This is a genomic window from Actinomycetospora sp. (assembly GCF_036497585.1).
Classification (GTDB): domain Bacteria; phylum Actinomycetota; class Actinomycetes; order Mycobacteriales; family Pseudonocardiaceae; genus Actinomycetospora.
The window spans coordinates 39,959-65,358 of the sequence record NZ_DASXJD010000224.1 but is presented as its reverse complement, the minus strand read 5'-3'; the positions used below and the strand labels follow the sequence as shown (position 1 = coordinate 65,358).

Annotated in this window: 19 protein-coding genes; 4 read left to right on the top strand and 15 right to left on the bottom strand. The window is 74.2% G+C overall.

Annotation, left to right across the window (positions count from 1 at the left end):
* Positions 1-33: 33 nt before the first annotated feature.
* The 4 genes from VGH76_RS23430 to VGH76_RS23415 all read right to left on the bottom strand — a co-directional run bounded on the left by VGH76_RS23430 (position 34) and on the right by VGH76_RS23415 (position 4,190).
* Positions 34-258, bottom strand: coding sequence for a DUF389 domain-containing protein (locus tag VGH76_RS23430; protein ID WP_331559150.1), 225 nt, complete (start codon positions 256-258; stop codon positions 34-36).
* Entirely contained in the window at positions 231-377 is a 147-nt protein-coding gene (locus VGH76_RS23425) for a hypothetical protein (RefSeq protein WP_331559148.1), read from the bottom strand. The genes VGH76_RS23430 and VGH76_RS23425 overlap by 28 nt, the downstream gene beginning before the upstream one ends.
* Before the next feature lie 97 nt (positions 378-474).
* The gene (gene aspS, locus VGH76_RS23420; protein WP_331559147.1) at positions 475-2,376 is read right to left on the bottom strand and encodes an aspartate--tRNA ligase; all 1,902 of its coding nucleotides are present in this window, start codon (positions 2,374-2,376) and stop codon (positions 475-477) included.
* 248 nt (positions 2,377-2,624) lie between these two features.
* Positions 2,625-4,190: an Rv2578c family radical SAM protein gene (locus tag VGH76_RS23415; protein ID WP_331559145.1), complete on the bottom strand. Its 1,566-nt coding sequence runs from the start codon at positions 4,188-4,190 to the stop codon at positions 2,625-2,627.
* Positions 4,191-4,300: 110 nt separating this feature from the next.
* Here VGH76_RS23415 and VGH76_RS23410 point away from each other — a divergent pair, with 110 nt between their 5' ends.
* Together VGH76_RS23410 and VGH76_RS23405 are read left to right on the top strand one after the other, a co-directional pair.
* The gene (locus VGH76_RS23410; protein ID WP_331559144.1) at positions 4,301-5,668 is read left to right on the top strand and encodes an acyl-CoA dehydrogenase family protein; all 1,368 of its coding nucleotides are present in this window, start codon (positions 4,301-4,303) and stop codon (positions 5,666-5,668) included.
* 102 nt (positions 5,669-5,770) lie between these two features.
* A complete protein-coding gene (locus tag VGH76_RS23405; RefSeq protein ID WP_331559143.1) occupies positions 5,771-6,697 on the top strand; it encodes a hypothetical protein in 927 nt (308 codons plus the stop codon).
* A gap of 3 nt (positions 6,698-6,700) precedes the next feature.
* Here VGH76_RS23405 and eutC read toward each other — a convergent pair whose 3' ends face one another.
* The 4 genes from eutC to surE all read right to left on the bottom strand — a co-directional run bounded on the left by eutC (position 6,701) and on the right by surE (position 11,433).
* Positions 6,701-7,432 carry an ethanolamine ammonia-lyase subunit EutC gene (eutC, locus tag VGH76_RS23400; RefSeq protein WP_331559142.1) on the bottom strand — a complete coding sequence of 244 codons (732 nt, stop codon included), beginning with the start codon at positions 7,430-7,432 and terminating at the stop codon, positions 6,701-6,703.
* Complete coding sequence (locus VGH76_RS23395; RefSeq protein WP_331559141.1) at positions 7,429-8,826, bottom strand: ethanolamine ammonia-lyase subunit EutB; 1,398 nt, start codon at positions 8,824-8,826, stop codon at positions 7,429-7,431. Before VGH76_RS23395 ends, eutC begins: the two co-directional genes overlap by 4 nt.
* Before the next feature lie 63 nt (positions 8,827-8,889).
* Positions 8,890-10,521, bottom strand: a complete 1,632-nt coding sequence (locus VGH76_RS23390) for an NAD-dependent malic enzyme (RefSeq protein ID WP_331559140.1) — start codon at positions 10,519-10,521, stop codon at positions 8,890-8,892.
* 15 nt (positions 10,522-10,536) lie between these two features.
* Positions 10,537-11,433 carry a 5'/3'-nucleotidase SurE gene (gene surE / locus VGH76_RS23385; RefSeq protein WP_331559139.1) on the bottom strand — a complete coding sequence of 299 codons (897 nt, stop codon included), beginning with the start codon at positions 11,431-11,433 and terminating at the stop codon, positions 10,537-10,539.
* A 252-nt stretch (positions 11,434-11,685) separates the two neighbouring features.
* On the opposite strand from surE, the gene VGH76_RS23380 reads away from it, so the two are divergent.
* The gene (locus VGH76_RS23380) at positions 11,686-12,558 is read left to right on the top strand and encodes a hypothetical protein (protein WP_331559137.1); all 873 of its coding nucleotides are present in this window, start codon (positions 11,686-11,688) and stop codon (positions 12,556-12,558) included.
* A gap of 1 nt (position 12,559) precedes the next feature.
* On the opposite strand, the gene hisS is transcribed toward VGH76_RS23380, so the two are convergent.
* Together hisS and VGH76_RS23370 are read right to left on the bottom strand one after the other, a co-directional pair.
* Positions 12,560-13,828: a histidine--tRNA ligase gene (hisS, locus tag VGH76_RS23375; RefSeq protein WP_331559136.1), complete on the bottom strand. Its 1,269-nt coding sequence runs from the start codon at positions 13,826-13,828 to the stop codon at positions 12,560-12,562.
* 9 nt (positions 13,829-13,837) lie between these two features.
* The gene (locus VGH76_RS23370) at positions 13,838-14,530 is read right to left on the bottom strand and encodes an MBL fold metallo-hydrolase (protein WP_331559134.1); all 693 of its coding nucleotides are present in this window, start codon (positions 14,528-14,530) and stop codon (positions 13,838-13,840) included.
* A 125-nt stretch (positions 14,531-14,655) separates the two neighbouring features.
* Here VGH76_RS23370 and VGH76_RS23365 point away from each other — a divergent pair, with 125 nt between their 5' ends.
* Positions 14,656-15,453, top strand: a complete 798-nt coding sequence (locus tag VGH76_RS23365; protein WP_331559133.1) for a peptidylprolyl isomerase — start codon at positions 14,656-14,658, stop codon at positions 15,451-15,453.
* Between the two features lie 16 nt (positions 15,454-15,469).
* Here VGH76_RS23365 and VGH76_RS23360 read toward each other — a convergent pair whose 3' ends face one another.
* The 5 genes from VGH76_RS23360 to trpB form a co-directional block, all read right to left on the bottom strand.
* Positions 15,470-17,005: a glutamate synthase subunit beta gene (locus VGH76_RS23360; protein ID WP_331559132.1), complete on the bottom strand. Its 1,536-nt coding sequence runs from the start codon at positions 17,003-17,005 to the stop codon at positions 15,470-15,472.
* Entirely contained in the window at positions 16,998-21,608 is a 4,611-nt protein-coding gene (gene gltB / locus VGH76_RS23355) for a glutamate synthase large subunit (RefSeq protein ID WP_331559131.1), read from the bottom strand. The genes VGH76_RS23360 and gltB overlap by 8 nt, the downstream gene beginning before the upstream one ends.
* Positions 21,609-21,898: 290 nt before the next feature.
* Positions 21,899-23,014: a prolipoprotein diacylglyceryl transferase gene (gene lgt, locus VGH76_RS23350; protein WP_331559222.1), complete on the bottom strand. Its 1,116-nt coding sequence runs from the start codon at positions 23,012-23,014 to the stop codon at positions 21,899-21,901.
* 251 nt (positions 23,015-23,265) lie between these two features.
* Positions 23,266-24,096 carry a tryptophan synthase subunit alpha gene (gene trpA / locus VGH76_RS23345; protein WP_331559130.1) on the bottom strand — a complete coding sequence of 277 codons (831 nt, stop codon included), beginning with the start codon at positions 24,094-24,096 and terminating at the stop codon, positions 23,266-23,268.
* The gene (gene trpB, locus VGH76_RS23340) at positions 24,093-25,400 is read right to left on the bottom strand and encodes a tryptophan synthase subunit beta (RefSeq protein WP_331559129.1); all 1,308 of its coding nucleotides are present in this window, start codon (positions 25,398-25,400) and stop codon (positions 24,093-24,095) included. The genes trpA and trpB overlap by 4 nt, the downstream gene beginning before the upstream one ends.

The following is a 25,400-nucleotide window of genomic DNA, read 5'->3' as shown; positions in this document are numbered from 1 at the left end:
GAGTCCTGACGACCACGGTGTGATTGCACGCGATCACCCAGCGTGCGACCGTCGCGGCCCCGGACCGGCCGCCGGACCCCTTCCCCGCAGCCCCGCGACGAGCAGCACCACCAGCCCCGCGACGACGATCCCGATGACGTTCACCGCCAGCTGGACCAGCGACCCGAGGGCCTGCGGCCACGCCCCGAGCACCGCCGCCACCGCGGCGAAGCCGGCGGCGGGCACCGTCGTCACCGAGATGAAGACGCCGACCAGCACCCCCCGCCGTCGTCACCGAGCCCGAGGCCCCGCAGCGCGTCGACCACATTGTCGACCGCCTCGCGCGCCACGTCCGCCTCGACGAGGTCGCCCGTCGGCTCGACCGCGGCGCCGCGCATGACCACGACGTGGGTCGCCCCCGGTTCGTCGTGCAGGGTGGCGACGACGTCGCGGGTGCGCTACGACGGGCAGAGCGTCCGGACGCGGATCACGGGGTCAGGCCGGGCCGGAGCCGCCCGCGCCGTCCGTGTCGCCGGGGTCGTCCACCGGACGCTCCTGCGGCTTGACGGGATTCGCGGGGACCGGCTTTCCTCCTGCTCCCGGCTCCGCAGGCTTCGCAGGCAGACTGTCGACCCCCGCCTCCTTGCGCTGCAGGGCCGTGATCGGGGCGGGCGCGGAGGTGAGCGGGTCGTAGCCGCCGCCGGTCTTCGGGAACGCGATGACGTCGCGGATCGAGTCCGACCCGGCGAGCAGCGCGCAGATCCGGTCCCATCCGAAGGCGATCCCGCCGTGCGGGGGCGGGCCGTAGGAGAAGGCGTCGAGCAGGAAGCCGAACTTCTCGCGCTGCTCCTCCGGCGAGAGCCCCATGAGCGCGAACACCCGCTCCTGGACGTCCTGGCGATGGATACGGATGGACCCGCCGCCGATCTCGTTGCCGTTGCAGACCAGGTCGTAGGCGTAGGCCAGCGCGTTCCCCGGGTCCTCCTCGAACCGGTCGACCCACTCCGGGGTGGGCGAGGTGAAGGCGTGGTGGACCGCGGTCCACTGACCCGAGCCCACCGCGACGTCTCCGGCCGCCGTCGCCTCGTCAGCGGCCTCGAACAACGGGGCGTCGACGATCCACACGAACGACCAGGTGCCGGGCTCGATGAGGTCGAGCCGGCGCGCGATCTCGCCGCGGGCGGCGCCGAGCAGGGCGCGCGCCTCGCTGCGCGGCCCGGCGGCGAAGAAGACGCAGTCGCCGGGGTTCGCCCCGACCGCCTTCGCGAGGCCCTCGCGCTCGGCGTCGGAGAGGTTCTTCGCGACGGGGCCGCCCATGCCGACCTGCCCGTCCTCACCGACGAGCACGTAGGCCAGCCCGCGCGCCCCGCGCTGCTTGGCCCACTCCTGCCAGCCGTCGAACGTCCGGCGCGCCTGCGAGGCGCCGCCGGGCATGACGATCGCGCCGACGTAGGGCGCCCGGAAGACCCGGAACGGCGTCTCGGCGAAGTAGCCGGTGAGCTCGGTGAGCTCGATCCCGTAGCGCAGGTCCGGCTTGTCGGAGCCGTAGCGCGCCATGGCGTCGGCGTAGGTCATCCGCGGGATCGGGGTGGCGATCTCGTACCCGGCGAGCTGCGCCCACAGCTGGGTGATCACCGCCTCGCCGAGGGCGATGACGTCGTCCTGGTCGACGAAGCTCGCCTCGATGTCGAGCTGGGTGAACTCGGGCTGGCGGTCGGCGCGGAAGTCCTCGTCGCGGTAGCACCGCGCGATCTGGAAGTAGCGCTCCATCCCGGAGACCATGAGCAGCTGCTTGAACAGCTGCGGCGACTGCGGCAGCGCGTACCAGCTGCCCGGGCGCAGGCGGGCCGGGACGAGGAAGTCGCGGGCGCCCTCCGGGGTGGACCGGGTCAGCGTCGGGGTCTCGATCTCGAGGAACCCGCGGTCGTGCAGGACGTCGCGCGCGATCTTGTTGGCGTCGCTGCGCAGGCGGATCGCCCGGGCCGGGCCCTCGCGGCGCAGGTCGAGATAGCGGTAGCGCAGCCGGACGTCCTCGCCCGCGATGTTCTCCCCGGAGTGCTCGTCGAGGGAGAACGGCAGCGGCGCCGACTCCGAGAGCACCGTCAGCGCGGTGGCGTTCACCTCGACCGCCCCGGTGGCGAGCTCGGTGTTCTCGCTGCCCGTGGGGCGCCGTTCGACGGTGCCGGTGACCTGCACGCAGTACTCCGAGCGCAGCCGGTGGCTGGCCTCGGCGACGTCCCCGGAGCGGAACACCACCTGGACCACTCCGGACGCGTCGCGGAGGTCGATGAACACCACGCCGCCGTGATCCCGACGGCGGGCCACCCACCCGGCGAGGGTGACGGTGGCGCCGACGTGCTCGGCGCGCAGCGTGCCGGCGGGGTGCGTGCGCATCATCGGGGGTGAATCTCCTGGTCCTGGGGAGGGGATGGTTCTCCGCTCCCCAGGCTATCGACCGCGCACGACCGGGTCCCCAGCCGCTCGACGATGGAGGTGGCCGCCCACGTTGCGGCTCGTCGGGGGTGTCTGGTTGGAGGCCTCGGGGCGGGATCGGCTTGCCGGTTTCCGGCGGCGGCGCCGGATCGGAAGGTGGTGCGTTCGTCGGAGCATCCGGCGCGCGCGGGAAGCAACCCGGTGCACCGACGTCACAGCAGGGAGAGCTGCTCCCCGCTCGCCTCGGTGACCACGGGCTCGGGCAGCCGGGGCAGCGCGCCCTCCGGCCAGGGCTCGGGCACGTCCTCCGTGGGCGCCGTCGACCGTCCGCCGGCCCGCCCGCCCATGTGGTGGCCCCCGCCGTCGAGACCGTGCCGGCGCAGCAACGGCGCCACCCGCGCCGCGAGGTCGTCCCGGTAGGACTTCGCCACGTACGCCCCGCGGCGGTAGAGCCCGGCATAGCGCTCGAGCAGCTCGGGGTGCTCGCGGGAGAGCCAGCCGTGGAACCACTCACGGGTCCCGGGCCGCAGGTGCAGAGCGAGCACCGACACCCCGGCCGCGCCCGCCGCCGCGATCTCGCCGAGCAGCGCGTCGAGCGCCTCGTCGGAGTCGGTGAGACCGGGCAGCACGGGTGCGACGAACACCCCCACGGGCAGCCCCGCGTCGGCGATCCGGCGCACGAGGTCGAGCCGGGCCCGCGGCGTCGGGGTGCCCGGCTCCACCGACCGGTGCAGCTCCGGGTCGAGCAGGGCGAGCGAGACCCCGACGCCGACCGGGACGTCCCCGCCGGCGGCGACGATCTCCGGGAGGTCGCGGGCGAGCAGCGTGCCCTTGGTGAGGATCGAGAACGGCGTGCCGGACTCCCGCAGCGCCCGCACGATCCCCGGCATCAGCCGGTAGCGGCCCTCGGCGCGCTGGTAGGGGTCGGTGTTGGTGCCCATCGCGACGTGCTCGCGGGTCCACCGCGACGAGCGCAGCTCGCGGGCGAGCACCTCGGGGGCGTTGAGCTTGACGACCACCTGGCGGTCGAAGTCCTCCCCGGCGTCGAGGTCGAGGTAGGTGTGGGTGTTGCGGGCGAAGCAGTTGTGGTGCAGGACCCCGGCGGCCACGTAGTCGCCGGTGCCGGTGGTGAGGTCGTACACCGTCTCCTCCCCCGCCGGGTCCACGGCGACGACGGTGCGGTCCGCACCTCGGGCGTCCGCGAGCACGTCCCGCACGCCTGCAAGCCCCGGGGCCGGCAACGTCTCCGCACCGACCAGGACGTCCCCGGGGACGAGCCACACCCCGTCGTCCCCGGCGCAGCCCTCGCGCACCACGTGGCGCCAGCCCGCCGTCGTCAGGACCCGGTGCTCCGGCCCGGCGTCCACGGCGGTGCCGTCGGCGAGGCGCACCCGCACCACCGGCACGGTGCGCGACCAGTGGGCGGTGACGGTGGTGCGCACGAGCCGGCGCAGAGCGTCCTCGACGACGCTGCCGACCACCGCGTCGCCCACCCGCAGCTGCGCCATCAGCGACGTGCCCCCGTCGGCGCGCAGCACGGGCGTGGACCCGACGAGGCAGTAGGTGCAGGCGTGCGAGCAGCCCCGGTAGGGGTTGACCGTCCAGGAGAACGGCATCGGCGAGGCGCCCGGCACCCGGTTGAGCACCGAGCGGGCCCGCACCTCGTGGAAGGTCACCCCGGCGAACTCGGGCGTCTGCACGCTGCGGACGAGACCCTTGAGCGCGGGCATCCCGGGGAGCGCCCCGTCGTCGGTCACCTGCTGCCCGGCCCATCGCATGCCCTCATTCGAACACGTGTTCCCATCGAGAGCAACTCCGGTACCGCAGGTTTCGGTACCGTCGGTACGCGGTAAATGCCTCCCGGATCGATCAGCTGGAGGCAGGGACGATGAGCAGCTTCACCCTGGAACTGACGCCCGCCCACCACGAGCTCGTCCGGCGGGCGCACGCCTTCGCGCGGGACGTCATCCGCCCGGCGGCCCCGAAGTACGACCAGCTCCAGGAGTGCCCCTGGGAGATCGTCGACGCGGCGGCCCGCGAGGGCTTCTACAACGCGCTCTTCTACGCCGACCTCATCGCGGACCCCACCGGGCTCTCGCTCCCGCTCTTCCTCGAGGAGATCTTCTGGGGGTGTGCGGGCATCGGGCTGACGACGGTGCTGCCCGCCCTCGCGCTCTCCGCGCTCAACCAGGCCGGCACGCCCGAGCAGATCGCGAAGTGGGCGCCGGAGATGTTCGGCGAGCCGGGGAACATCAAGCTCGCCGCGCTGGCGGTCTCCGAACCGCAGGGCGGGTCGGACGTCGCCAACCTGCAGACCCGCGCCCGCCGTGACGGCGACGACTGGGTGCTCGACGGCACCAAAATCTGGATCGGCAACGGCGGCATCGCCGACGTCACCGTGGTCAACGGCGTCGTCGACCCCGAGCTCGGCACCAAGGGGCAGGCGATGTTCGTCGTGCCCAAGGACACCCCGGGCATGGAGCAGGTCCGGCGGCTCGACAAGCTCGGCCACCGGGCCTCGCACACCGCCGAGCTCTCGTTCACCGACTGCCGCATCCCGGGCGACCACCTGCTCGGCGGCGACGACAAGCTCGAGCACAAGCTGGACAAGGCCCGTCGGGGCGAGGGCAGCTCGGCGGCGCTGGGGACCTTCGAGCAGACCCGGCCGATGGTGGCCGCGATGGCGCTCGGCGTCGCGCGTGCGTCCTTCGAGTACGCGTGCGACTACGCGTCCCGCCGCGAGGCCTTCGGCGGTCCGATCATCGAGAACCAGGGCGTGGCGTTCCCGCTGGCCGACGTCGCCGCCGACATCGACGCCGCCCGCCTGCTGTGCTGGCGCGCCTCCTGGATGGCCGCCAACGGCGTGCCCTTCCACCTCGCCGAGGGCTCGATGTCGAAGCTCAAGGCCTCCGAGGTGGCGGTGCGGGCCGCGGAGCAGGCCGTGCAGGTCTGCGGCGGCTGGGGCTACGTGAGCGACCTGCCGGTGGAGAAGTGGTACCGCGACGCGAAGCTCTACACGATCTTCGAGGGCACCAGCGAGATCCAGCGGATGGTCATCGGGCGGGCGCTCGCCGCGGAGGGTGCCTCGGGACCGCAGCACCACCAGCTGCCCGGCGACCACGGCGGCCTGTCCCGGCGCTTCGGTCACGGCTCGCTCGCCCGGGCCCGTGCCGGCGAGGCGTTCATGAAGCTCGCGAAGAACGCCCCGGACTCGCTGCTCGAGCTCGGCGGCCGGCTCGCCTCGCCCGGCCGGTGATCACGGCCGCGTCACCGGGGCGGGGTGGCGGGTGACCCTCTAGGGTCGGCTCCCACGTCCCCGCCAGGTCAGAGCGAGGTGCTCCGCAGCCATGAGGCCGTCATGACAGAGTCGTCGACGCCGGGGTCGCCGGCACCGGTGTCGTCGCCCGGGTCGTCGTCCACGCCGTCCGCGCCGTCGGGCGTGCTCGACACGGTCTACGCGCTCGCCGCGGCGTCCGCCCGCACCGCCGTCGAGCTCACCCTGCGCGGCCCGCAGATCGTGCGGGGTCTGGCCTCGGCGGCGCATACGGCGACGGTAGAGCTCAGCCCGCTGGTGGTCGACGCGCTGCGGGCCGTCCCCCGTGTCGCGGTCGTGCTGGAGTCGCTCCTGCCGCTCGCGCAGGACCTGCAGCGCTCCCTGGACGCGCTCGCCGCCGCGGCCCCGGACCTCCACGCGCTCGCCGAGGCCGTGCCGGCCCTGCAGCAGCTCGGCGGCGCCGCGGAGGACATCCGCGCCCTCACCGCCGCCGTCCCCGCCCTGCAACAGCTCGGCGGCGCCGCCGGCGACATCCGCGAGCTCACCGGCGCCGTCGAGTCGCTCGGCCGGCTCGCCTCCGCCGTCGACGACCTCGATCGCATCGCCGCCGCCACCTCCGACGTCAGGACGATCGCCGGCGCCGTCCCGACCGCGCAGGCCATCGCCGAGGCGGTCCCGCTGATCGAGGCGCTCGCGGAGGCGGTGCCCGAGGTCGAGAAGCTCACCGGGGCGATCGAGCACGTCGAGGTGCTCGCCCGCCACGCCGACACCACGTTCCCGGACATGCCGCCGCGGCTGGAGAGCCTTGACAGGCAGCTGTCGGTCGCCGCCGCCGAGCTGACCAAGGTCACGCCCGACCTGCGCACCGTCGCCGGGCGGATCGAGGAGCTCGACGGGCAGATCAAGGTCCTCGCCCACGCCCTCGCGCCGCTGCAGGGCACCACGGAGCGCCTCGGACGGCTCGTCGACCGGCTCCCGCAGGGCCGCACGCGCCGCGCCGTGGAGGGCTGAGCCTCACGCGGGCGGCAGCGCGTCCCCGGTGTCCTTGAGCTCGACCCCGGACAGCTGCCGGCGGCGCGACTCGGTCAGCAGCGCGGCCAGCACCTCCGCCGCCCGCGCGTAGGACAGGCCGTGCGGCGGGCGGATGTTCGAGACGCAGTTGCGCTCCGAGTCCGCGCGACCCCGGCGCGGGCCCCACGTGAGGTAGGCGCCCAGCGAGTCCGGGGCCGACATCCCCGGGCGCTCCCCGATGAGCACCAGCACCATCGCGGCCCCCAGCCGGGACCCGACGTCGTCGCCGAGCGCGACCCGCGCCTGCGTCGCGACGACGGGCGGCGCGACCGACCAGCCCTCCAGACGCGGCAGCAGCGCGGCGAGCGCCCCCGCGGCGTGGGACTGCACCGCACGCGCAGACAGGCCGTCGGCGACGACGACGGCGAGGTCCCACTCGTCGGGGTGCAGCGCGTCGCCGTCGGCGAGCCGTCGCCCGAGGTCGGGACGCTGCAGGTACTCGGTGCGGTCGGCCGCCTCGCTGGCGACGCGCACGACGTCGAGCCCGCTCGCCTCGCGGAGGTCGGCCGTGAGGGTGTCGACATCCAACGGCGAGTGGACAGCGTCCCGGGCGAGGGCGTGGGCGGCGTCGAGGCGCAGGATCTCCGCGGTGGGCAGCGCGTCGCCGGCGCGGCCGAGCCCGACGCGGGCCTGGGTCGCCTCGCGCAGCACGCGCCAGGCGTCGCGGGTGCTCACGCGCCCAGCCCGCTCGTCAGCGCCGGCAGCGCGGCCGGGTCGAGGACCGGCACCCGCCCGGCGTCGTCGAGCAGCCCGACCGACGCGAGCCACGCCTCGAACTCCGGCGCCGGCCGTAGTCCGAGGACCGCGCGCACGCCGAGGACGTCGGTGAACGACAGCGACTGGTAGGCGAGCATGACGTCGTCGCCGCCCGGCACACAGATGACGAACGAGCAGCCGGCAGCCGCGAGCATCGTCAGCAGCGTGTCCATGTCGTCGGCGTCGGCCTCGGCGTGGTTGGTGTAGCAGACGTCGACACCCATCGGGACGCCGAGCAGCTTCCCGCAGAAGTGGTCCTCCAGGCCCGCGCGGAGGATCTGCTTGCCGTCGTAGAGGTACTCCGGGCCGATGAAGCCGACGACGGTGTTGACCAGCAGCGGGTCGAACGCGCGGCACACCGCGTGGGCGCGCGCCTCGAGGGTCTGCTGGTCCACCGGTCCACCGACCCCGTGGTGGGCGTCCGCGGAGAGCGCCGACCCCTGCCCGGTCTCGAAGTACGTGACCTGGTTCCCGACGGTGCCCCGGTGAAGCGCCAGCGCCGCCTCCCGGGCGTCGCGGAGCTGGTCGAGCGTGACCCCGAAGCCGCGGTTGGCGGCCTGGGTGCCGGCGACCGACTGGAACACCAGGTCGACCGGGGCGCCCTGCTCGAGCAGCTCCAGCGTCGTCGTGACGTGGGTGAGCACGCAGGACTGGACCGGGGCGTCGATGCGCTGCCGCGCGTCGTCCACCAGCTCCAGCAGCGCGCGGACCGTCGACGGCCGGTCGGTCGCGGGGTTGATCCCGACCACGGCGTCCCCGGCCCCGTGCAGCAGCCCGTCGACGAGGCTCGCGGTGATGCCCACGGGGTCGTCGGTGGGGTGGTTGGGCTGCAGGCGGGTGGCGAGCCGTCCGGGCAGCCCGAGGGTGGTCCGGAAGCCGGTCACGACGCGGGTCTTGGCGGCGATCGCGACGAGGTCGGCGACCCGGCACAGCTTCGAGACCGCCGCGACCATCTCCGGGGTCAGGCCCGGGGCGAGCGCCGAGAGCGCCGCGGTGTCGGCCTCCCAGGAGAGCAGCCAGTCCCGGAACCCGCCGACGGTCAGCGACCGCGCCGGCGCGAACGCCTCGGTGTCGTGGGTGTCCATGATCAGCCGGGTGACGTCGTCGTCCTCGTAGCCGACGACGGCCTCGTCGAGGAAGTGCGCCAGCGGCAGGTCGGCCAGCACCGTCCGCGCCGCCACCCGCTCCGCGGCGGAGCCCGCGGCGCAGCCGGCGAGGACGTCGCCGGAGCGCGGGGGCGAGGCCTTGGCGAGCACGTCTCGCAGGTCGGTGAAGCGGTGGGAGTGCCCGCCGACGGTCGCCGTCCAGCTCATGAGCGCCAGCCTGACGTGGACCGCCCGGCCGTGGGTGACGGCGAGGTCACGGCGGCGGGCTCGTCAGTACCCCGGTTCCCAGCGGGTGCTCTGGGCGGCCGAGCGCAGCTCGTCCTCGGTGACCTGCGGGGCGACGCCGTCGGCCACGGCCTGCACCGCGACGGCCACCGCGATGTCGTCGGCGACGTCGCGGACGTCGGCCCACGGCGGCAGCAGCGGCGCGCGGGGGTCGCCCAGGGCCGGCGAGGCGTCGCCGAGGGCGCGGGCGGCGGCGCGCATCATCGCGTCGGTGACGCGGGTGGCCCGCGCGGCGGTCACGGCGAGCCCGACGGCCGGGAAGACGTAGACGTTGTTGCACTGCGCGACGGGGATGTCCGCGCCCTCCTCCCGGTGCAGCGGCGCGAACGGCGACCCGGTCGCGATGAGGGCCCGGCCGTCGGTCCACTCGTCGATGTCGGCGGGGCGGGCCTCGGCGTTGGACGTCGGGTTGGACAGCGGGAAGACGATCGGCCGGTCGACCTTCGCGGCCATCGTGCGCACGATCTCCTCGGTGAACGCGCCCTGCGCGGTGGACAGCCCGAGCAGCACCCCGACGTCGAGGTGGGAGACGACGTCGGCGAGGCCCGGCAACCCCTCGACGCCCCAGCCGGCGACGTCCGCCGGGTCGTGCGCGAACGCCCGCTGGTCCTCGGCGAGGTCGTCGCGGTCGCTCGTGAGCAGTCCCCGGACGTCCACCACCCAGCAGTGCGCGCGGGCCTCGTCGTCGGGCGCGCCCTCGTCGACCATCTCCTGGCGGACCATCTCCATGACCCCGATCCCGGCCGAGCCGGCGCCGAGCATGACGACCTGCTGGTCGCGCAGCCGCGTCCCGGCCACGGCGGTGGCCCCCTGGAGCGCGCCGAGGGCGACCGCGGCGGTGCCCTGGATGTCGTCGTTGAAGGTCAGCAGCCGGTCGCGGTAGCGGGCGAGGATCGGGGCGGCGTGCGGCGTGGCGAAGTCCTCCCATTGGAGCAGCACGTCCGGCAGCTCGGCCTGCACCGCCGCGACGAAGTCCTCGACGAAGTCGAAGTAGTCGTCGTCGTCGATGCGGCGGTGGCGCCAGCCGAGGTAGAAGTCGTCGTCGAGCAGGTCGGCGTTGTCGGTGCCGACGTCGAGCAGGACCGGCAGCGTGCGCGCCGGGTCGATCCCGCCGATGAGGGTGTAGAGCGAGAGCTTGCCGACCGGGATGCCCATCCCGCCGACGCCCTGGTCGCCGATGCCGAGGATGCGCTGCCCGTCGGTGACGACGATGACGTCGACCTCCTCCTGGGGGCGGTTGCGCAGCATCTGGCGCAGGTCGGCGCGGTCCGGGTAGGACAGGTAGAGCCCGCGCGGACGCCGCCAGATCTCGGAGAAACGCCGGCAGCCCTCGGCGACCGTCGGGGTGTAGACGAGCGGGAGCGCGGTGGGGACGTCCGCGGCGAGCACCGCGTAGAAGAGGCGCTCGTTGCGGTCCTGCAGCGAGCGCAGGTAGACGTAGCGGTCGAGGTCGGTCGCCATGCGGTCGACCTCGCGCCACGAGCGCCGCACCTGGACGTCGAGGCTGGTGACCGCCTGGGGCAGCAGCCCGAGCAGGCCCAGGTCCCGGCGTTCGGCGTCGGTGAAGGCCGTGCCCTTCGTGCGCAGCGGATCGCTGAGGATCTGGCTCGGCTCCATGCCGTCAGCCTGCCCTCAGGGAGCGAGCCCGGCGAGCCGGTCGCGGATCGGGGCCGGGGTGCTCCCGTCGACGTGCAGCTCCGCGAGCGTGGCCCGGCCGCGACCCAGCCCGCCGTCGGAACCGTCGGAATCGCCGTCGAGGTGCATCCGGTCGCCGTCGAGGCGGATCGCCGCCGTCGGCAGCCACGCGATCCCCGAGGCCCGGGACCTCGGGTGGTTGACGTTGAGCACCAGGCCGGACGGCAGCGGCGGCCTGGTCGTGGCCAGCGTCCCGACGAGGCGGGCGACGAAGGCCGCGGTCGGCCCGCAGTCGGCCTCGTCGCGGGCGCGGTCGGTGGACACCGCGATCGCGGGGACCCCGGCGTGCGCCGCGGTCACGGCCGCGCCGACGGTGCCCGACTCGGTGATCCCGCCCCCGGTGTTGCGGCCCAGGTTGGTCCCGGAGACGACGAGGTCGGGCGGGGTGCCGGCGGCGCGCAGCGCGGACAGACCCGCCAGGACGGCGTCGGCGGGCGTGCCGGCCACGGTGCGCACGCCCGGGTCGTCGGTCCCCTGGAGGTCGTCCTCGCCGCTGGTGTCGGCGCCCGCCCCGCTGCGGTTGTCCTCCGGGGCGACCTCGACGACCTCGTGGCCGGCCCGGGTCAGGGCCGCCCGCACCGCGCGGATGCCGCCGGCGTCGTACCCGTCGTCGTCGCTGAGCAGGACGCGCAGCCGGGGTGGCGGCTGCGCCGGGGTCGTCGGTGGCGGGGTCGTGGTGGTCGTGGCCGCGGCGGGCAGGGCGGCCGCGGCCGGCAGGGTCGGCCCGAGGGCGGGTGGCGCGGGATCCGCGCACCCCGCCATGACCACGGCGACGACGACCGCGACGGTCGCGACCACGGGTGCCGCGCGGCCGCTGGGCCCGGGTCGGCTCATGGTCTCCCGATCGGGTCGACGCCCGACGGCTCGTCCGGCCGGGTCGCGGCGCGAATCCTAGGAGGCCGCGGTCGCCGGGCGGGACCCGCCGTCCGCCGACACGCCGCGAGCGGAGAACCGTCCGGACACGACCTGTCGTCGCCCGTTCGTGATGTCCTCATCACCCTCCCGTTCACTTCGTCGTTGCACGGATGACCTGCCCCGTTCAGCGCTGACGGGGCCTGCTCCCACGACCGCGAACGGAGGCGTGCGATGCCCGATCCCTCGCCGACGCCACGGGGCGCGCACCCCGCGGGTCCGGTGCCGGCCGAGCGCAGCGACCTGGCCGAGGCGGGCCGGATGCTCGTGCGCTCGGTGCTGCCGGCCGCGGTGCTGCTCTGCCTCGCGCTCGCGGTCTACGGCGGCACCGGTCACGACCTGACGATCGTGCTGCAGGACCGCTTCCCCGAGGACTCCGAGTACTCCGGCCTCTTCACGATCATGTTCTCGAGCGCGCTCATGGTGTGCGCCGGGATCGCGATCGGCTCGCTCGTGGTGTCCCGCGCCTGGTCGCGCTTCACCGCCGACGAGGGCGCCACGTCACCCGCGCAGACCGCCGGGCTCGCGGTGGCAATCCTGTGCGTCTGGCTGGGGTTCGACGACATGATGATGGTCCACGACGCCGTGCTCCCGGGCATGGGCATCCCGGAGACCGCCGGGCTCGCGGTCTACGCCGTCATCGGGATCGCGCTGGTCGCGTGGGCGTTCCGCCCGCTGCGCCGCGAGCGGCTGGGCCTGACGTTCCTGACGGGGCTGGCGCTGCTCGGCGGGTCGCTCGTCGGCGACGAGGCCGAGGACTTCTTCGAGGACCGCATCCCGCCGCTCGCGACGTTCCTGGGGCACGCCGAGGACGTGGTGAAGTTCCTGGCCTACGTCGCGCTCTGCCACCTGTGCGTGCTGCTCGCGCGGCGGGTCATGGCCCGCACGCTGCAGGCGGCCACGGAGCGGGCGGCGCGCGAGGCGGTCGAGCGGTCGAACGGCCGGTCGCCGTCGCGGGTGCCGGTGCGGGTGACCTCCGCGGCGTCCCCGGCCGACGACCGCACCACGCCGATCCAGGTGCCCTCGCCCTACGCGCGGGGCCGGTAGCTCAGGCTCCCAGGGCCCGGTCCACCGCCGCGACGGCACCGTCGAGCGCCACCTCGGTCTGCGAACCGTCCGCGAGGTCCTTCAGCTGGATCACGCCGCCGTCGAGGTCGCGCTCGCCCAGCACCAGCGCGTACCGCGCGCCCGACCGGTCGGCCGCCTTCATCGCGCCCTTGAGCCCGCGCCCGCCGTAAGCGAGGTCGGCGCGGATGCCGCCGCGGCGCAGGGCGCCGACGATCCCGACGAGCCGGTCCCGCGCGGCCTCCCCCAGCGGCACCCCGAACACCTCCACGCGGCGCGCCGGCGCGACCTCGAGGCCCTCGGCGTGGCACGCCATGAGGGTGCGGTCGACCCCGAGCCCGAAGCCGACCCCGGACAGTGCCGGCCCGCCGAGCTCGGCCATGAGGCCGTCGTAGCGGCCCCCGCCGCCGATCCCGGACTGCGAGCCGAGCCCGGGGTGGACGAACTCGAACGTCGTCTTCGTGTAGTAGTCCAGGCCCCGGACCATCCACGGGTTCTCGGTGTAGGCGACGCCGAGGTCGTCGAGGTAGCCGAGGACCTTGCGGTGGTGCGCCGCCGCGGAGTCCGAGAGGTGGTCGACCATGAGCGGCGCGCCCGCGAGCTGCTCGCGGACCTCGGGGCGCTTGTCGTCGAGCACCCGCAGCGGGTTGATCCGGGCGCGCTCGCGGGTGTCCTCGTCGAGGTCGAGCTTCTCGAGGAACGCCTGCAGCGCCGCCCGGTACTCGGGCCGCGTCGTCGCGTCGCCCAGGCTGGTGATCTCGAGGCGGTAGCCGGTGAGGCCGAGGGCGCGGAACCCGGCGTCGGCGACGGCGAGGACCTCGGCGTCGAGCGCCGGGTCGTCCACCCCGATGGCCTCGACGCCGACCTGCTGCAGCTGGCGGTAGCGGCCGGCCTGCGGGCGCTCGTAGCGGAAGAACGGCCCGGCGTAGCGGAGCTTGACCGGGAGCGTGCCGCGATCCATGCCGTGCTCGATGACGCTGCGGACGACGCCCGCGGTGCCCTCGGGCCGCAGGGTGACGGTGCGGCCGCCGCGGTCGGCGAAGGTGTACATCTCCTTGGAGACGACGTCGGTCGACTCGCCGACCCCGCGGGCGTAGAGCGCGGTGTCCTCGAAGACCGGGAGCTCGAGGTGGACGTAGCCGGCGCGGTCGGCCTCGCGCACGAGGGTGTCGCGCACGGCGGTGAACTCGGGACCGACGTACTCGGGGATGCCCTTGGGGGCGGTGAAGCCGCCACTGGGGATCTCGGCCATCGTCGTCCTCTACAGGTTCCGGCCGGGCGCGGTGGCCGTGCCCTGCAGGAACGGGTTGGTGTGGCGCTCGTCGCCGACCGTGGTCGGCTGCCCGTGGCCGGGGAGCACCGCCGTCTCGTCGGGCAGCGAGAGGAGCTTGGTGCGCAGGCTCGTCATCATCTCCTCGAGCGAGCCGCCGGGGAGGTCGGTGCGCCCGATGCCGCCCTGGAAGAGGGTGTCCCCCGCGAGCACGAACGGCGCCCCGTCGTCGGTGGTGCTGCGGAAGACGACCGACCCCCGGGTGTGGCCGGGGGTGTGGTCGACGGTGAAGCTCAGCCCGGCGAGCTCGAGGGTCGCGCCGTCGGCGAGGGTCTCGACCTGCCTCGGCTCCCGGAACTCCAGCCCCGGGTACATCGCGGCGAGCTGCGCGCCCATCGCGCCGACGCCGGAGAGGGGATCGGCGAGCATGAACCGGTCCTCGGGGTGGATCCAGGCGGGGATGTCGTCACCGTCGCACACCGGGGTCACCGACCACATGTGGTCGAGGTGGCCGTGGGTCAGCAGCACCGCGACCGGTGTCAGCTTCCGCTGGGCCAGGACCTTGCGCAGCGGCTCCTCGGCGTCCTGCCCGGGGTCGACGACGACGCACGGGCCGCCCTCCTCGGGTGCGACCACGAAGCAGTTGGTCTGGAAACTCCCGGCCGGGAACCCGGCGACCAGCACGTCCTCAGTCCTCCTCGGTACGACTCCGGTCCACCCTAGTGGTCGGCGCCGGCGCGGACGGGGCCGCGTCGCGTGCCCCGCGACCTGCCCGAACTCACCCCGGGTTGACTTCCTAGGATGCCGCCGTGCCGACGAACGAGCAGCGCCGGAAGGCGGCCAAGCGCAAGCTGGAACGGCAGATCGAGCGGCGGGCCGAGCGCGCCCGTCGTCGTCGGCAGCGGCTCACGATCGGCGCGGTCGTCGCCGTCGTCGTCGTGATCGCGGCCGCCGTCGGGATCTACCTCGCGACGCGGCCGTCGACGTCCGAGGCCGCGCCCGCCGCGGCGTCGGGCGCCTGCCAGTACGTCCCCGACGGCCAGGCCTCCCGCCCGGTGCAGAGCCCCGACGCGAACCCGGCCCGCACAGGCACGGTGAACGTCACCCTGCAGACCTCCCAGGGCCCGATCCCGCTGACGCTCGACCGGGCCCAGGCGCCGTGCGCGGTGAACGCGGTGACCTCGCTCGCGCAGCAGGGCTTCTACAACGGCACCCCCTGTCACCGGCTCACGACCGGCGAGGGCCTCAAGGTGCTGCAGTGCGGCGACCCCACCGGCTCCGGGTCCGGGGGACCCGGCTTCCGCTACGCCGAGGAGCCGCCGACGAACCTCGCCCCGTCGCCGCAGGGGCAGGGTGCCTCGGACTACAGCCGGGGGCTGGTCGCGATGGCGAAGACCTCGCAGCCGGACACCACCGGCAGCCAGTTCTTCCTCGTCTATGCCGATTCCGCACTGCCGCTGCAGTACACGGTGGTGGGGCGGATCAGCACCGCGGGCCTGGCGGTGCTCGACAAGGTCGCCGCCGCCGGGAGCGACAACTCCAACGGCGACGGCGACGGCAAGCCGAAGCTCCCGGTCCAGATCACCCAGGCCCAGGTCCAGGGCTGATCGGGCCGGGCGCTGATCAGGACGCCGAGGCCCCCGCGGAGCTCAGCGGCAGCGCCCCCGGGTGCACCGGCGCGGGCAGGTCGGTGCGGGCGTCCGGCGACAGGTAGGTGTCGACGGCGGCCGCGGCGGAGCGGCCCTCGGCGATCGCCCAGACGATGAGCGAGGCGCCCCGGTGGGCGTCGCCGCAGACGAACACGCCGGGCGCGTCAGTCTGCCAGTCCGACCCGCAGCCGATCGTGTTCTTCTTGGTCCGCTCGATCCCCAGCCCGGGGATCAGGGCCATGTCGTCCGGCCCGGTGAACCCGATGGAGAACAGCACCAGGTCGGCGGGGACCTCGTGGACCTCCTCGGAGGTGGGCACGACCTCGCGCGAGCCGTCCGCGCCCTTGCGCACCTCGACCGTCGCGAGCTCCACCGACCGGACGTGGCCGCGCTCGTCGCCGACGAAGCGGCGCACCGCGGTCGCGAACAGCCGCTCGCCGCCCTCCTCCAGCGCCGGCGGCGTCCGGAAGACGTAGGGCCACGCCGGCCAGGGCGACGTCGCCGGGTCGCGGATGACCGGCGGCGCCGGGTACTGGTCGAGCTGGTGGACCCCGATCGCGCCCTGCCGGGTCGCGGTGCCGTAGCAGTCCGCGCCGGTGTCCCCGCCGCCGATGACGACGACGTTCTTCCCGCGCGCGTTGATCGGTGACGGGCCGTCGCCCTCGCACTCGTGGTTGGCGGGGGTGAGGTACTCCATGGCCAGGTGGATGCCCTCGAGGTCGCGTCCCTCGATCGTCCGGTCGTCCCGCCCGGCCAGCGAGCCGACCGCGAGCACCACCGCGTCGTACTCGGCGCGCAGCCGCTCGACGGGCAGCGCCGCCGCCCCCTCGCCGCCGACCTCGCAGTTCACGACGAAGCGGGTGCCCTCCGCGCGCATCTGCTCCAGCCGGCGGTCGAGCTCCCACTTCTCGAACTTGAACTCGGGGATGCCGTAGCGCATCAGCCCGCCCAGGCGGTCGTCGCGCTCGTAGACCGTCACCTCGTGGCCCGCGCGCGTCAGCTGCTGCGCGGCCGCGAGGCCGGCCGGCCCGGACCCGACGACGGCGACCCGCTTGCCGGAGGCCTCCGTCGCCGGCTGCGGCGCCACGTGCCCGTCACGCCAGGCGATCTCGGCGATCGACCACTCGACCCGCTTGATCGCCACCGACCCGGGCTGGCTGGTGATCGAGAGGACGCACGCCTCCTGGCACGGCGCGGGGCAGAGCGCGCCGGTGAACTCCGGGAAGTTGTTCGTCGCGTGCAGCCGCTCCGAGGCGCGCCCCCACTCGCCGAGGCGCACGAAGTCGTTCCACTCCGGGATGAGGTTGCCGAGCGGGCAGCCCGCGGACCCGGAGTGGCAGAACGGGATGCCGCAGTCCATGCAGCGCGCGGCCTGACGGCGGGTCTCCGCCTCGACGTCGGGGTCGGTGACCGGCGCGTAGATCTCGTGCCAGTCGGTCCGACGGACCTCGATGGGGCGCTTGGGGTTGTCCTCGCGCTCGTAGGTGAGGAACCCGCGGGGGTCAGCCACCCGCCACCTCCATGATGACCTCGTTGACGTCACGTCCCTCGGTCTGGGCGCGCTGGGTCGCGTCGAGGACCCGTTGGAAGTCCGTCGGCATGACCTTGGTGAAGTGGCCGACCTGGGTGTCCCAGTCGTCGAGCAGGCGGGCCGCCTTCGGGGACCCGGTGTGCTCCAGGTGGCGTTCAATCACATGGCGCAACCAGACTCCGTCTTCGCTGTCCTCGTCTCCCACCTCGAGCAGATCCACCATCTCGGTGTTCACCCGGATCTCGGGGAGGTCGTGGACGAACGCGATGCCGCCGGACATCCCGGCGCCCAGGTTGCGCCCGGTCGCGCCGAGCACCACCACGCGGCCGCCGGTCATGTACTCGCAGGCGTGGTCGCCGACGCCCTCGACGACGGCCAGCGCGCCGGAGTTGCGCACGCAGAACCGCTCCCCCACCTGGCCGCGCAGGAACACCTCGCCGCCCGTGGCGCCGTAGGCGATGACGTTGCCGGCGATGGTGTGCGTCTCGTCGTGCCCCAGCTCGTCGGCAGTGCCGGTGAACGGGGCCTCCTCGGGCGGCCGCACGATCACGCGGCCGCCGGAGAGGCCCTTGGCGAGGTAGTCGTTGGCGTCGCCGACGAGGTCGAGGGTGACCCCGGGCGGGAGGAACGCCCCGAACGACTGCCCGGCCGAGCCGGTCAGCGCGACGTGGATGGTGTCGTCGGCGAGCCCCTCCTTGCCGTAGCGCCGGGTCACCTCGGAGCCGAGCAGCGTCCCGACGGTGCGGTTGACGTTGCGCACCGGCATCTCGAGGCGCACCGGCATCGCGTCGTCGAGCGCGCCCTCGGCGAGCTGGATGAGGGTGCGGTCCAGGGCCTTGTCCAGCCCGTGGTCCTGCGACCTCGTCCGGCGGCGGTCGGTCGAGGCGCCCTCGGGCACGTCGGGCACGGTGAACAGCGGGGCCAGATCGATGCCCTTGGCCTTCCAGTTGTCGGCCGCCTGCCCGGCGTCGATGAGCTCGGTGCGCCCGATCGCCTCGTCGACGGTGCGGAAGCCGAGCTCGGCCAGGTACTCGCGGACCTCCTCGGCGATGAACCAGAAGAAGTTCTCCACGAACTCGGGCTTGCCGGTGTAGCGCTTGCGCAGCTCGGGGTTCTGGGTGGCGACCCCGACCGGGCACGTGTCGAGGTGGCAGACCCGCATCATGATGCAGCCGTTGACCACCAGCGGCGCCGTCGAGAAGCCGTACTCCTCGGCGCCGAGCAGCATCCCGACGATGACGTCGCGGCCGGTCTTCATGCCGCCGTCGACCTGCACCGAGATGCGGTCCCGCAGCCCGTTGAGCATGAGGGTCTGCTGGGTGTCGGCCAGCCCGACCTCCCACGGCGCGCCCGCGTGCTTGAGGCTCGTGAGCGGGGCCGCCCCGGTGCCGCCGTCCCACCCGGAGATGAGCACGACGTCGGCGTGGGCCTTGCTGACCCCCGCGGCCACCGTCCCGACGCCGACCGAGCTGACCAGCTTGACGTGGATCCGGGCCCGGTCGTTGGCGTTCTTGAGGTCGTGGATGAGCTGCTTGAGGTCCTCGATGGAGTAGATGTCGTGGTGCGGCGGCGGTGAGATCAGCCCGACGCCGGGCGTCGAGTGCCGGACCTCGGCGATCCACGGGTAGACCTTCTTGCCAGCGAGCTGCCCGCCCTCGCCGGGCTTGGCGCCCTGCGCCATCTTGATCTGCAGGTCCTCGGCGTTGACCAGGTACTCGCTGGTCACGCCGAACCGGCCCGAGGCGACCTGCTTGATCGCGGAGCGCTTCGAGGGGTCGTAGAGCCGGACCGGGTCCTCGCCGCCCTCGCCGGTGTTGGACTTGCCGCCGATGTTGTTCATGGCGATCGCGAGGTCGGTGTGGGCCTCGCCGGAGATCGAGCCGTAGCTCATCGCGCCGGTGGCGAACCGCTTGACGATCTCGCTCGCCGGCTCGACCTCGTCGAGGTCGATCGGCGTGCGGTCCTCGTAGCGGAACCGCAGCAGCCCGCGCAGCTGCCCGCCCTCGGCGGCGATGCGGTCGCACTCGGCGGTGTAGCGGCGGAAGACGTCGCGCTGCTTCGTCCGCGTCGAGTGCTGCAGCAGGAAGACGGTCTCGGGGGTGAACAGGTGCTGCTCGCCCTCGCGCCGGTAGGCGTACTCCCCGCCGACGTCGAGGCCGCGGTGGGCCCGCTCGCTCGGGTTGGGCGGGTAGGCCGTCCGGTGCCGGATGGCCGCCTCCTCGGCGACGACGTCGAGCCCGCCGCCCCCGAGCTTCGAGGCGGTGCCGGTGAAGTACTCGTCGACGAACTCCTGGGAGAGCCCGACGGCCTCGAAGACCTGCGCCGCGGTGCACCCGGACACCGTGGAGATGCCCATCTTGGACATCACCTTGAGCACGCCCTTGACCGCGGCCCGGACGTAGTTGCCGATGGCCTGCTCGACCTCGAGATGCTCGAGCTGCCCCGAGGTGATCATGTCCTCGATCGACTCGAACGCCAGGTAGGGGTTGATCGCGGCCGCCCCGAACGAGAGCAGCAGCGCCATGTGGTGGACCTCGCGGGCGTCGCCGGACTCGACGACGAGCGCGATCTGCGTCCGCTCCCGGGTGGCGACCAGGTGGTGGTGCACCGCGGAGACCAGCAGCAGCGCCGGGATCGGGGCGTGCCGCGGGTCGGAGTCGCGGTCGGAGAGCACGAGGATGCGCTTCCCGTCGGCGATCGCCTCGCTCGCCTCGCGCCGCACCCGGTCGAGGGCGTCGGCGAGGGCGCGCTCGCCGCCGTCGACCTCGAAGAGCCCCGAGAGGACCGCCGCCGCGAAGCCCGGCATGTCGCCGTCGTCGTTGACGTGGATGAGCTTCGCGAGCTCGTCGTTGTCGATCACCGGGTTGGGCAGGACGACCTGGCGACACGACGCCGGGCCGGGGTGGAACAGGTTCTGCTCCGCGCCGATAGGGCGCTCCATGCAGGTGACCAGCGCCTCGCGGATCGAGTCCAGCGGGGGGTTGGTGACCTGCGCGAACAGCTGGACGAAGTAGTCGTAGAGCAGCCGGGAGCGCCGGGAGAGCGCCGCGGTCGGCGTGTCGGTGCCCATCGAGCCCAGCGGCTCGGCACCGGTGGTCGCCATCGGCGCGAGGAGGATGCGCATCTCCTCCTCGGTGTAGCCGAAGGTCTGCTGGCGGCGCACGACCGACTCGTGGGTGTGCACCACGTGCTCGCGCTCGGGCAGGTCGTCGAGGCGCACCAGCCCCGCGTGCAGCCACTTGCCGTAGGGCTGCTCGGCGGCCAGCTCGGACTTGTAGGCGTCGTCGTCGACGAGCGCCCCGGCACGGGTGTCGACGAGGAACATCCGTCCCGGCCGCAGGCGGCCCTTGGCCACGACCTGCTCGGGCTCGACGTCGAGCACCCCGGACTCGCTGGCCAGCACGACCCGGTCGTCGGCGAGGTGCCACCAGCGGCAGGGCCGCAGGCCGTTGCGGTCGAGAGTGGCGCCCAGCAGGGTGCCGTCGGTGAACACCACCGCCGCCGGCCCGTCCCAGGGCTCCATGAGGCTCGCGTGGAACTGGTAGAACTCGCGCTGGTCGGTGGGCATCTCGGCGTGGTTCTCCCACGCCTCGGGCATCATCATCATCACCGCGTGCGGCAGGGTGCGCCCGCCGAGCGAGAGCAGCTCGAGCACCTCGTCGAAGCTCGCGGAGTCCGAGACCTCCTCGGGGCACACCGGCATGGCGCGCTGGAGGTCGCCGGGGAAGAGGTCGGTGCCGAGCAGCGCCTCGCGGGCCCGCATGCGGTTGCGGTTGCCGCGGATGGTGTTGATCTCGCCGTTGTGCGCCATCGTGCGGTAGGGGTGCGCCAGCGGCCAGCTCGGGAAGGTGTTCGTCGAGAACCGGCTGTGCACGACGGCGATGGCCGAGGTGAGGCGCTCGTCGCGCAGGTCGGGGAAGAACAGCGGCAGCTGGTCGGTGGTCAGCATGCCCTTGTAGGTCATGGTGCGGCTCGACAGCGAGGCGACGTAGAGCCCGCAGCCCTGCTCGCCGGACTCCCGCTCGGCCCGCTTGCGCACCAGGTAGGCGATGCGGTCGAGCTCGAGGCCGCCCAGCGTCCGCTCCGGGTGCGCGACCAGCACCTGGGAGAAGCGGGGCATGGCCGACCGGGCGACGGAGCCGACGTCAGCGCCCTCGGGGTCGGTCGGCACGTCGCGCCAGCACAGGACCTCGAGGCCCTCCTCGGCGGTGATGCGCTCGAGGAGCGAGACCGCCTTCGCGTACCCGTCGTCGTCCGCGGGCAGGAACACCACGCCGGCGGCGTAGTGGTGCACCGGGGCGCCGCCGTCCTCGCTGGGCCCGGGCTCGGGCAGGGCGACGTCGACGGTGGCGCGCAGCAGCCCGTCGGGGAGCTGCACCAGGATGCCCGCGCCGTCGCCGCTGGTGGGCTCGCTGCCGGCGGCCCCCCGGTGGTCGAGGTTGTGCAGGACCTGGAGGGCGTCGGCGACGATTGCGTGGCTGCGGCGGCCCTGCGTGTCCGCGACGGCGCCGACACCGCACGCGTCGTGCTCGTACGCCGGGTCGTACAGCCCCTGCGGGCCCGGGTTGGTGGAGAACAGCACGGTGGGCGCCTCCTCGGAGAGGGAGCGGAGCGGAGCGGATCCGCCACGGTCGTCGCGAGCCGGTGGTGGGAGACGGCGGAGCGGCGTGGCTGCGCCGGTCTCGACGGAGGAACCGGGGACGACGATGGCCCTGGAAGCGCCGAGGACGGGTGGGTCGTGCGGTGACCCGGCAGCCGGCGGGAGTCACGGGACCCCGACGTCCCGCACCGTCGATCGAGTCTAGCCCGCCGGGAGGCCTGCGGCCCGGACGCGGAACGTGACCTGGTCCCCCGCCCGGACGGGTGCGGTGGCTACCCGCGGGCGGCCGAGGGCGGCTCGGCCCGGGCGCCCTCCTGGTGCATGGTGCCCTCGGGCTCGGTGTCGACGCCGGAGGGTTCGTCGGCCCCGTGGCCGACCTCGCGGTCCGAGCCGGCCGCCTCGCGTCGCTTCTCCCGCGCCGAGGCGGCATCGTCGGGTCCTCGTCGGTCGTCGGTCTCGGGCCCGGCGTGCCGGTCGTCGGTGGTCACGCCACCCGACGTACCCGGCCCTTCGGGCACCGAACCCGGTTCCGGGCCCATCGACGCCGAGAGATCCTCCCGGGGTCCGCGCACGACGAGCAGGTAGACCACGGCCGCGACGAAGACGACCCCGGAGACGACGACGTTGATCCGCACGTCCCCGAACACCCGGGTGGCGGGGTCGGTACGGAGCAATTCGATGACGAAGCGCCCGGCGGTGTAGCCCGCGACGTAGAGCGCGAACGCCCGCCCGCGGGAAAGCCGCAGGCGCCGGTCGAGCACGACGACGAGGATCGCGACGAGGACGTCCCAGACGAGCTCGTAGAGGAACGTGGGCTGGACGATCTCGACGGGCGTGCGGTCGAGCGCGACCCCGCCGAGGTTGTCGGGGGCGCCGGTGACCGGGTCGACCCGCCGGTAGATCTCCAGGCCCCACGGCAGCGTGGTCGCGGCGCCGTAGAGCTCCTGGTTGAACCAGTTGCCGAGCCGCCCGATCCCCTGGGCGAGCACGATGCCGGGCGCGGCGGCGTCGGCGAAGGCCGTGAGCGGGACCCCGCGCCGGCGGCAGGCGATCCAGGCGCCGACGGCGCCGAGCGCGATCGCGCCCCAGATCCCGAGCCCGCCGTTCCAGACGTAGAGCGCGGCGACCGGGTCTCCCCCGGGGCCGAAGTAGGTCCGCCAGTCGGTCGCGAGGTGGTAGAGCCGCCCCCCGACCAGGCCGAACGGCACCGCCCACACCGCGACGTCGACGACGAAGCCGGGCGCGCCCCCGCGGGCGACGAACCGCCGGTCGGTCAGCCAAACCGCGACGACGATCCCGGCGATGATGCACAGGGCGTAGGCGCGCAGCGGGATCGGGCCGACGTGCCACACGCCCTGGGGCGGGCTGGGGATCGTCGCCGGGAGCATCGCTGCGAGCACGCCTGCGAGGCTATCGGTGACCCCCGACGGCCATGGTGAGCCGGGGGGCGGCCTCCGTGCCCCGTCGTGCGTCCCGTGGCAGCAACGGCACGTTCCTGGCATCCAACGAGCGGACCGCGCCACTCACCCGTCGTCGGGCCGAGGCCTCCGGGCCAGCAACGGCACGTTCCTGGCATCCAACGAGCGGACGGCGCCACTCACCCGTCGTCGGGCCCGCCGATCCCGGCGGGGGGGCGACCTCAGCGGCCGGTGTGGTTCCCGCGTACCCCGGCGGCGAGCTCGCTGGTCAGCCGCGCGACCGCGGCCCGCCCGTGCTCGGCGGCCGAGACCAGGGCGGAGCCGACGATCACCCCGTCCGCGAACGAGGCGACCTCGCCGGCCTGCGAGCCCGACCGCACACCGAGGCCGACCCCGACCGGCAGGTCGGTGTGGCGGCGCACCCGGTCCACGAGGGTCCGCGCGGTGTCCGAGACCGCGTCCCGCGCCCCCGTGACGCCCATGGTGGACGCGGCGTAGAGGAACCCGCGGGTCGCGGCGGCGGTGGCAGCGATGCGCTGCTCGGTGGACGACGGCGCCACCAGGAAGATCGGGGCGAGGGCGTGCGCGGTGGTCGCGGCGAGCCAGCCGTCCTCCTCGTCGGGCACGAGGTCGGGCGTGATGACGCCGAGCCCGCCCGCCGCCGCGAGGTCGCGCGCGAACGCCTCGGGTCCGTAGCGCAGCACCGGGTTCCAGTAGGTCATGACGACCGCGCGCCCGCCGCGGGCCGCGAGGGTCTCGACCACGGAGAGGGTGTCGCGCACCCGCACGCCGCCGCGCAGCGCGGTGTCGACCGCGTGCTGGATCACCGGGCCGTCGAGCACCGGGTCGGAGTAGGGCAGGCCGACCTCGACGAGGTCCGCCCCGGCGTCGAGGACCTGGGTGAGCAGCCCGGTGGACCCGGCCACCGTCGGGTAGCCGGCCGGCAGGTAGCCGATCAGGGCGGCGCGGGACTCCGCCCGCGCCGTCGTGAAGATCTCGTCCAGCACGGTGAGGCCGGTGTTCCCGGTCGGTGCCGCGTCGCTGATCGTCACAGCTCCCGCTTCCCCGCGGCCGCGTCGGGCGAGGCCGGCTCCTCGGTCGGCAGCGACGCCGGGTCGACGACGTCGAACCAGCGCGCCGCGGTGTCGACGTCCTTGTCGCCGCGGCCCGAGAGGTTGACCAGGAGCGTCGCGTCCGGCCCCAGCTCCCGGCCGATCCGCACCGCGCCCGCGATGGCGTGCGCCGACTCGATCGCCGGGATGATCCCCTCGGTCCGGCACAGCAGGCGGAACGCGTCCATCGCCTCGGCGTCGGTGACCGGGATGTACTCCGCGCGTCCGAGGTCGCGCAGGAAGGAGTGCTCCGGCCCGACGCCCGGGTAGTCGAGGCCCGCCGAGATCGAGTGCGACTCGATGGTCTGACCGTCCTCGTCCTGCAGCAGGTAGGTGAGCGCGCCGTGCAGGGCGCCGACGCTGCCGCCGGTGATCGAGGCGGCGTGCCGGCCGGTCTCGACGCCGTCGCCCGCGGCCTCGCACCCGATGAGCCGGACCGCGGCGTCGTCGAGGAACGGGTGGAAGATCCCGATGGCGTTGGACCCGCCGCCCACGCAGGCGAGGATCGCGTCGGGCAGCCGGCCGTACTGCTCGAGCACCTGGGCCCGCGCCTCCAGCCCGATCACGCGGTGGAAGTCGCGCACCATCATCGGGAACGGGTGCGGGCCGGCGGCGGTGCCCAGGACGTAGTGGGTGTGCTCGACGCTCGCGACCCAGTCGCGGTAGGCCTCGTTGAGCGCGTCCTTGAGGGTGCGCGAGCCGGTGGTGACCGGGACGACCTCGGCGCCGAGCAGCCGCATCCGCGCGACGTTGAGGGCCTGCCGCTCGGTGTCGACCTCGCCCATGTAGACCACGCAGTCCAGGCCGAGCAGTGCCGCGGCGGTGGCCGTTGCGACGCCGTGCTGGCCCGCGCCGGTCTCGGCGATCACCCGGGTCTTGCCCATGCGCTGGGTGAGCAGCGCCTGGCCCAGCACGTTGTTGATCTTGTGGGAGCCGGTGTGGTTGAGGTCCTCGCGCTTGAGCAGGACGCGCGCCCCGCCCGCGTGCTCGGAGAGCCGCCGGGCGTCGGTGACGGGGCTGGGCCGACCCGCGTAGTCGCGCTGCAGCCGGTCGAGCTCGGCGAGGAACTCCGGGTCGTGGCGGGCCTTGTCGTACTCCGCTGCCACCTCGTCGACGGCGGCGATGAGCGCTTCGGGCATGAACCGGCCGCCGTACCGGCCGAAGTGGCCGGCGGCGTCGGGGTCGTGCCCGTGCTCGGCCAGGCCCGCGCTCGCGGGGGGCAGGCCGCTGGGGGTGGTCCTCAT

Coding starts and splice junctions, on each gene's coding strand:
- VGH76_RS23380 (WP_331559137.1), top strand. CDS start 11,686: ATGCCCGATCCCTCGCCGACGCCACGGGGCGCGCACCCCGCGGGTCCG.
- VGH76_RS23425 (WP_331559148.1), bottom strand. CDS start 377: ATGCGCGGCGCCGCGGTCGAGCCGACGGGCGACCTCGTCGAGGCGGAC.
- surE (WP_331559139.1), bottom strand. CDS start 11,433: ATGAGCCGACCCGGGCCCAGCGGCCGCGCGGCACCCGTGGTCGCGACC.
- VGH76_RS23390 (WP_331559140.1), bottom strand. CDS start 10,521: ATGGAGCCGAGCCAGATCCTCAGCGATCCGCTGCGCACGAAGGGCACG.
- hisS (WP_331559136.1), bottom strand. CDS start 13,828: ATGGCCGAGATCCCCAGTGGCGGCTTCACCGCCCCCAAGGGCATCCCC.
- VGH76_RS23415 (WP_331559145.1), bottom strand. CDS start 4,190: ATGCGATGGGCCGGGCAGCAGGTGACCGACGACGGGGCGCTCCCCGGG.
- VGH76_RS23405 (WP_331559143.1), top strand. CDS start 5,771: ATGACAGAGTCGTCGACGCCGGGGTCGCCGGCACCGGTGTCGTCGCCC.
- trpB (WP_331559129.1), bottom strand. CDS start 25,400: ATGAGGACCACCCCCAGCGGCCTGCCCCCCGCGAGCGCGGGCCTGGCC.
- lgt (WP_331559222.1), bottom strand. CDS start 23,014: ATGCTCCCGGCGACGATCCCCAGCCCGCCCCAGGGCGTGTGGCACGTC.
- VGH76_RS23410 (WP_331559144.1), top strand. CDS start 4,301: ATGAGCAGCTTCACCCTGGAACTGACGCCCGCCCACCACGAGCTCGTC.
- aspS (WP_331559147.1), bottom strand. CDS start 2,376: ATGATGCGCACGCACCCCGCCGGCACGCTGCGCGCCGAGCACGTCGGC.
- VGH76_RS23395 (WP_331559141.1), bottom strand. CDS start 8,826: ATGAGCTGGACGGCGACCGTCGGCGGGCACTCCCACCGCTTCACCGAC.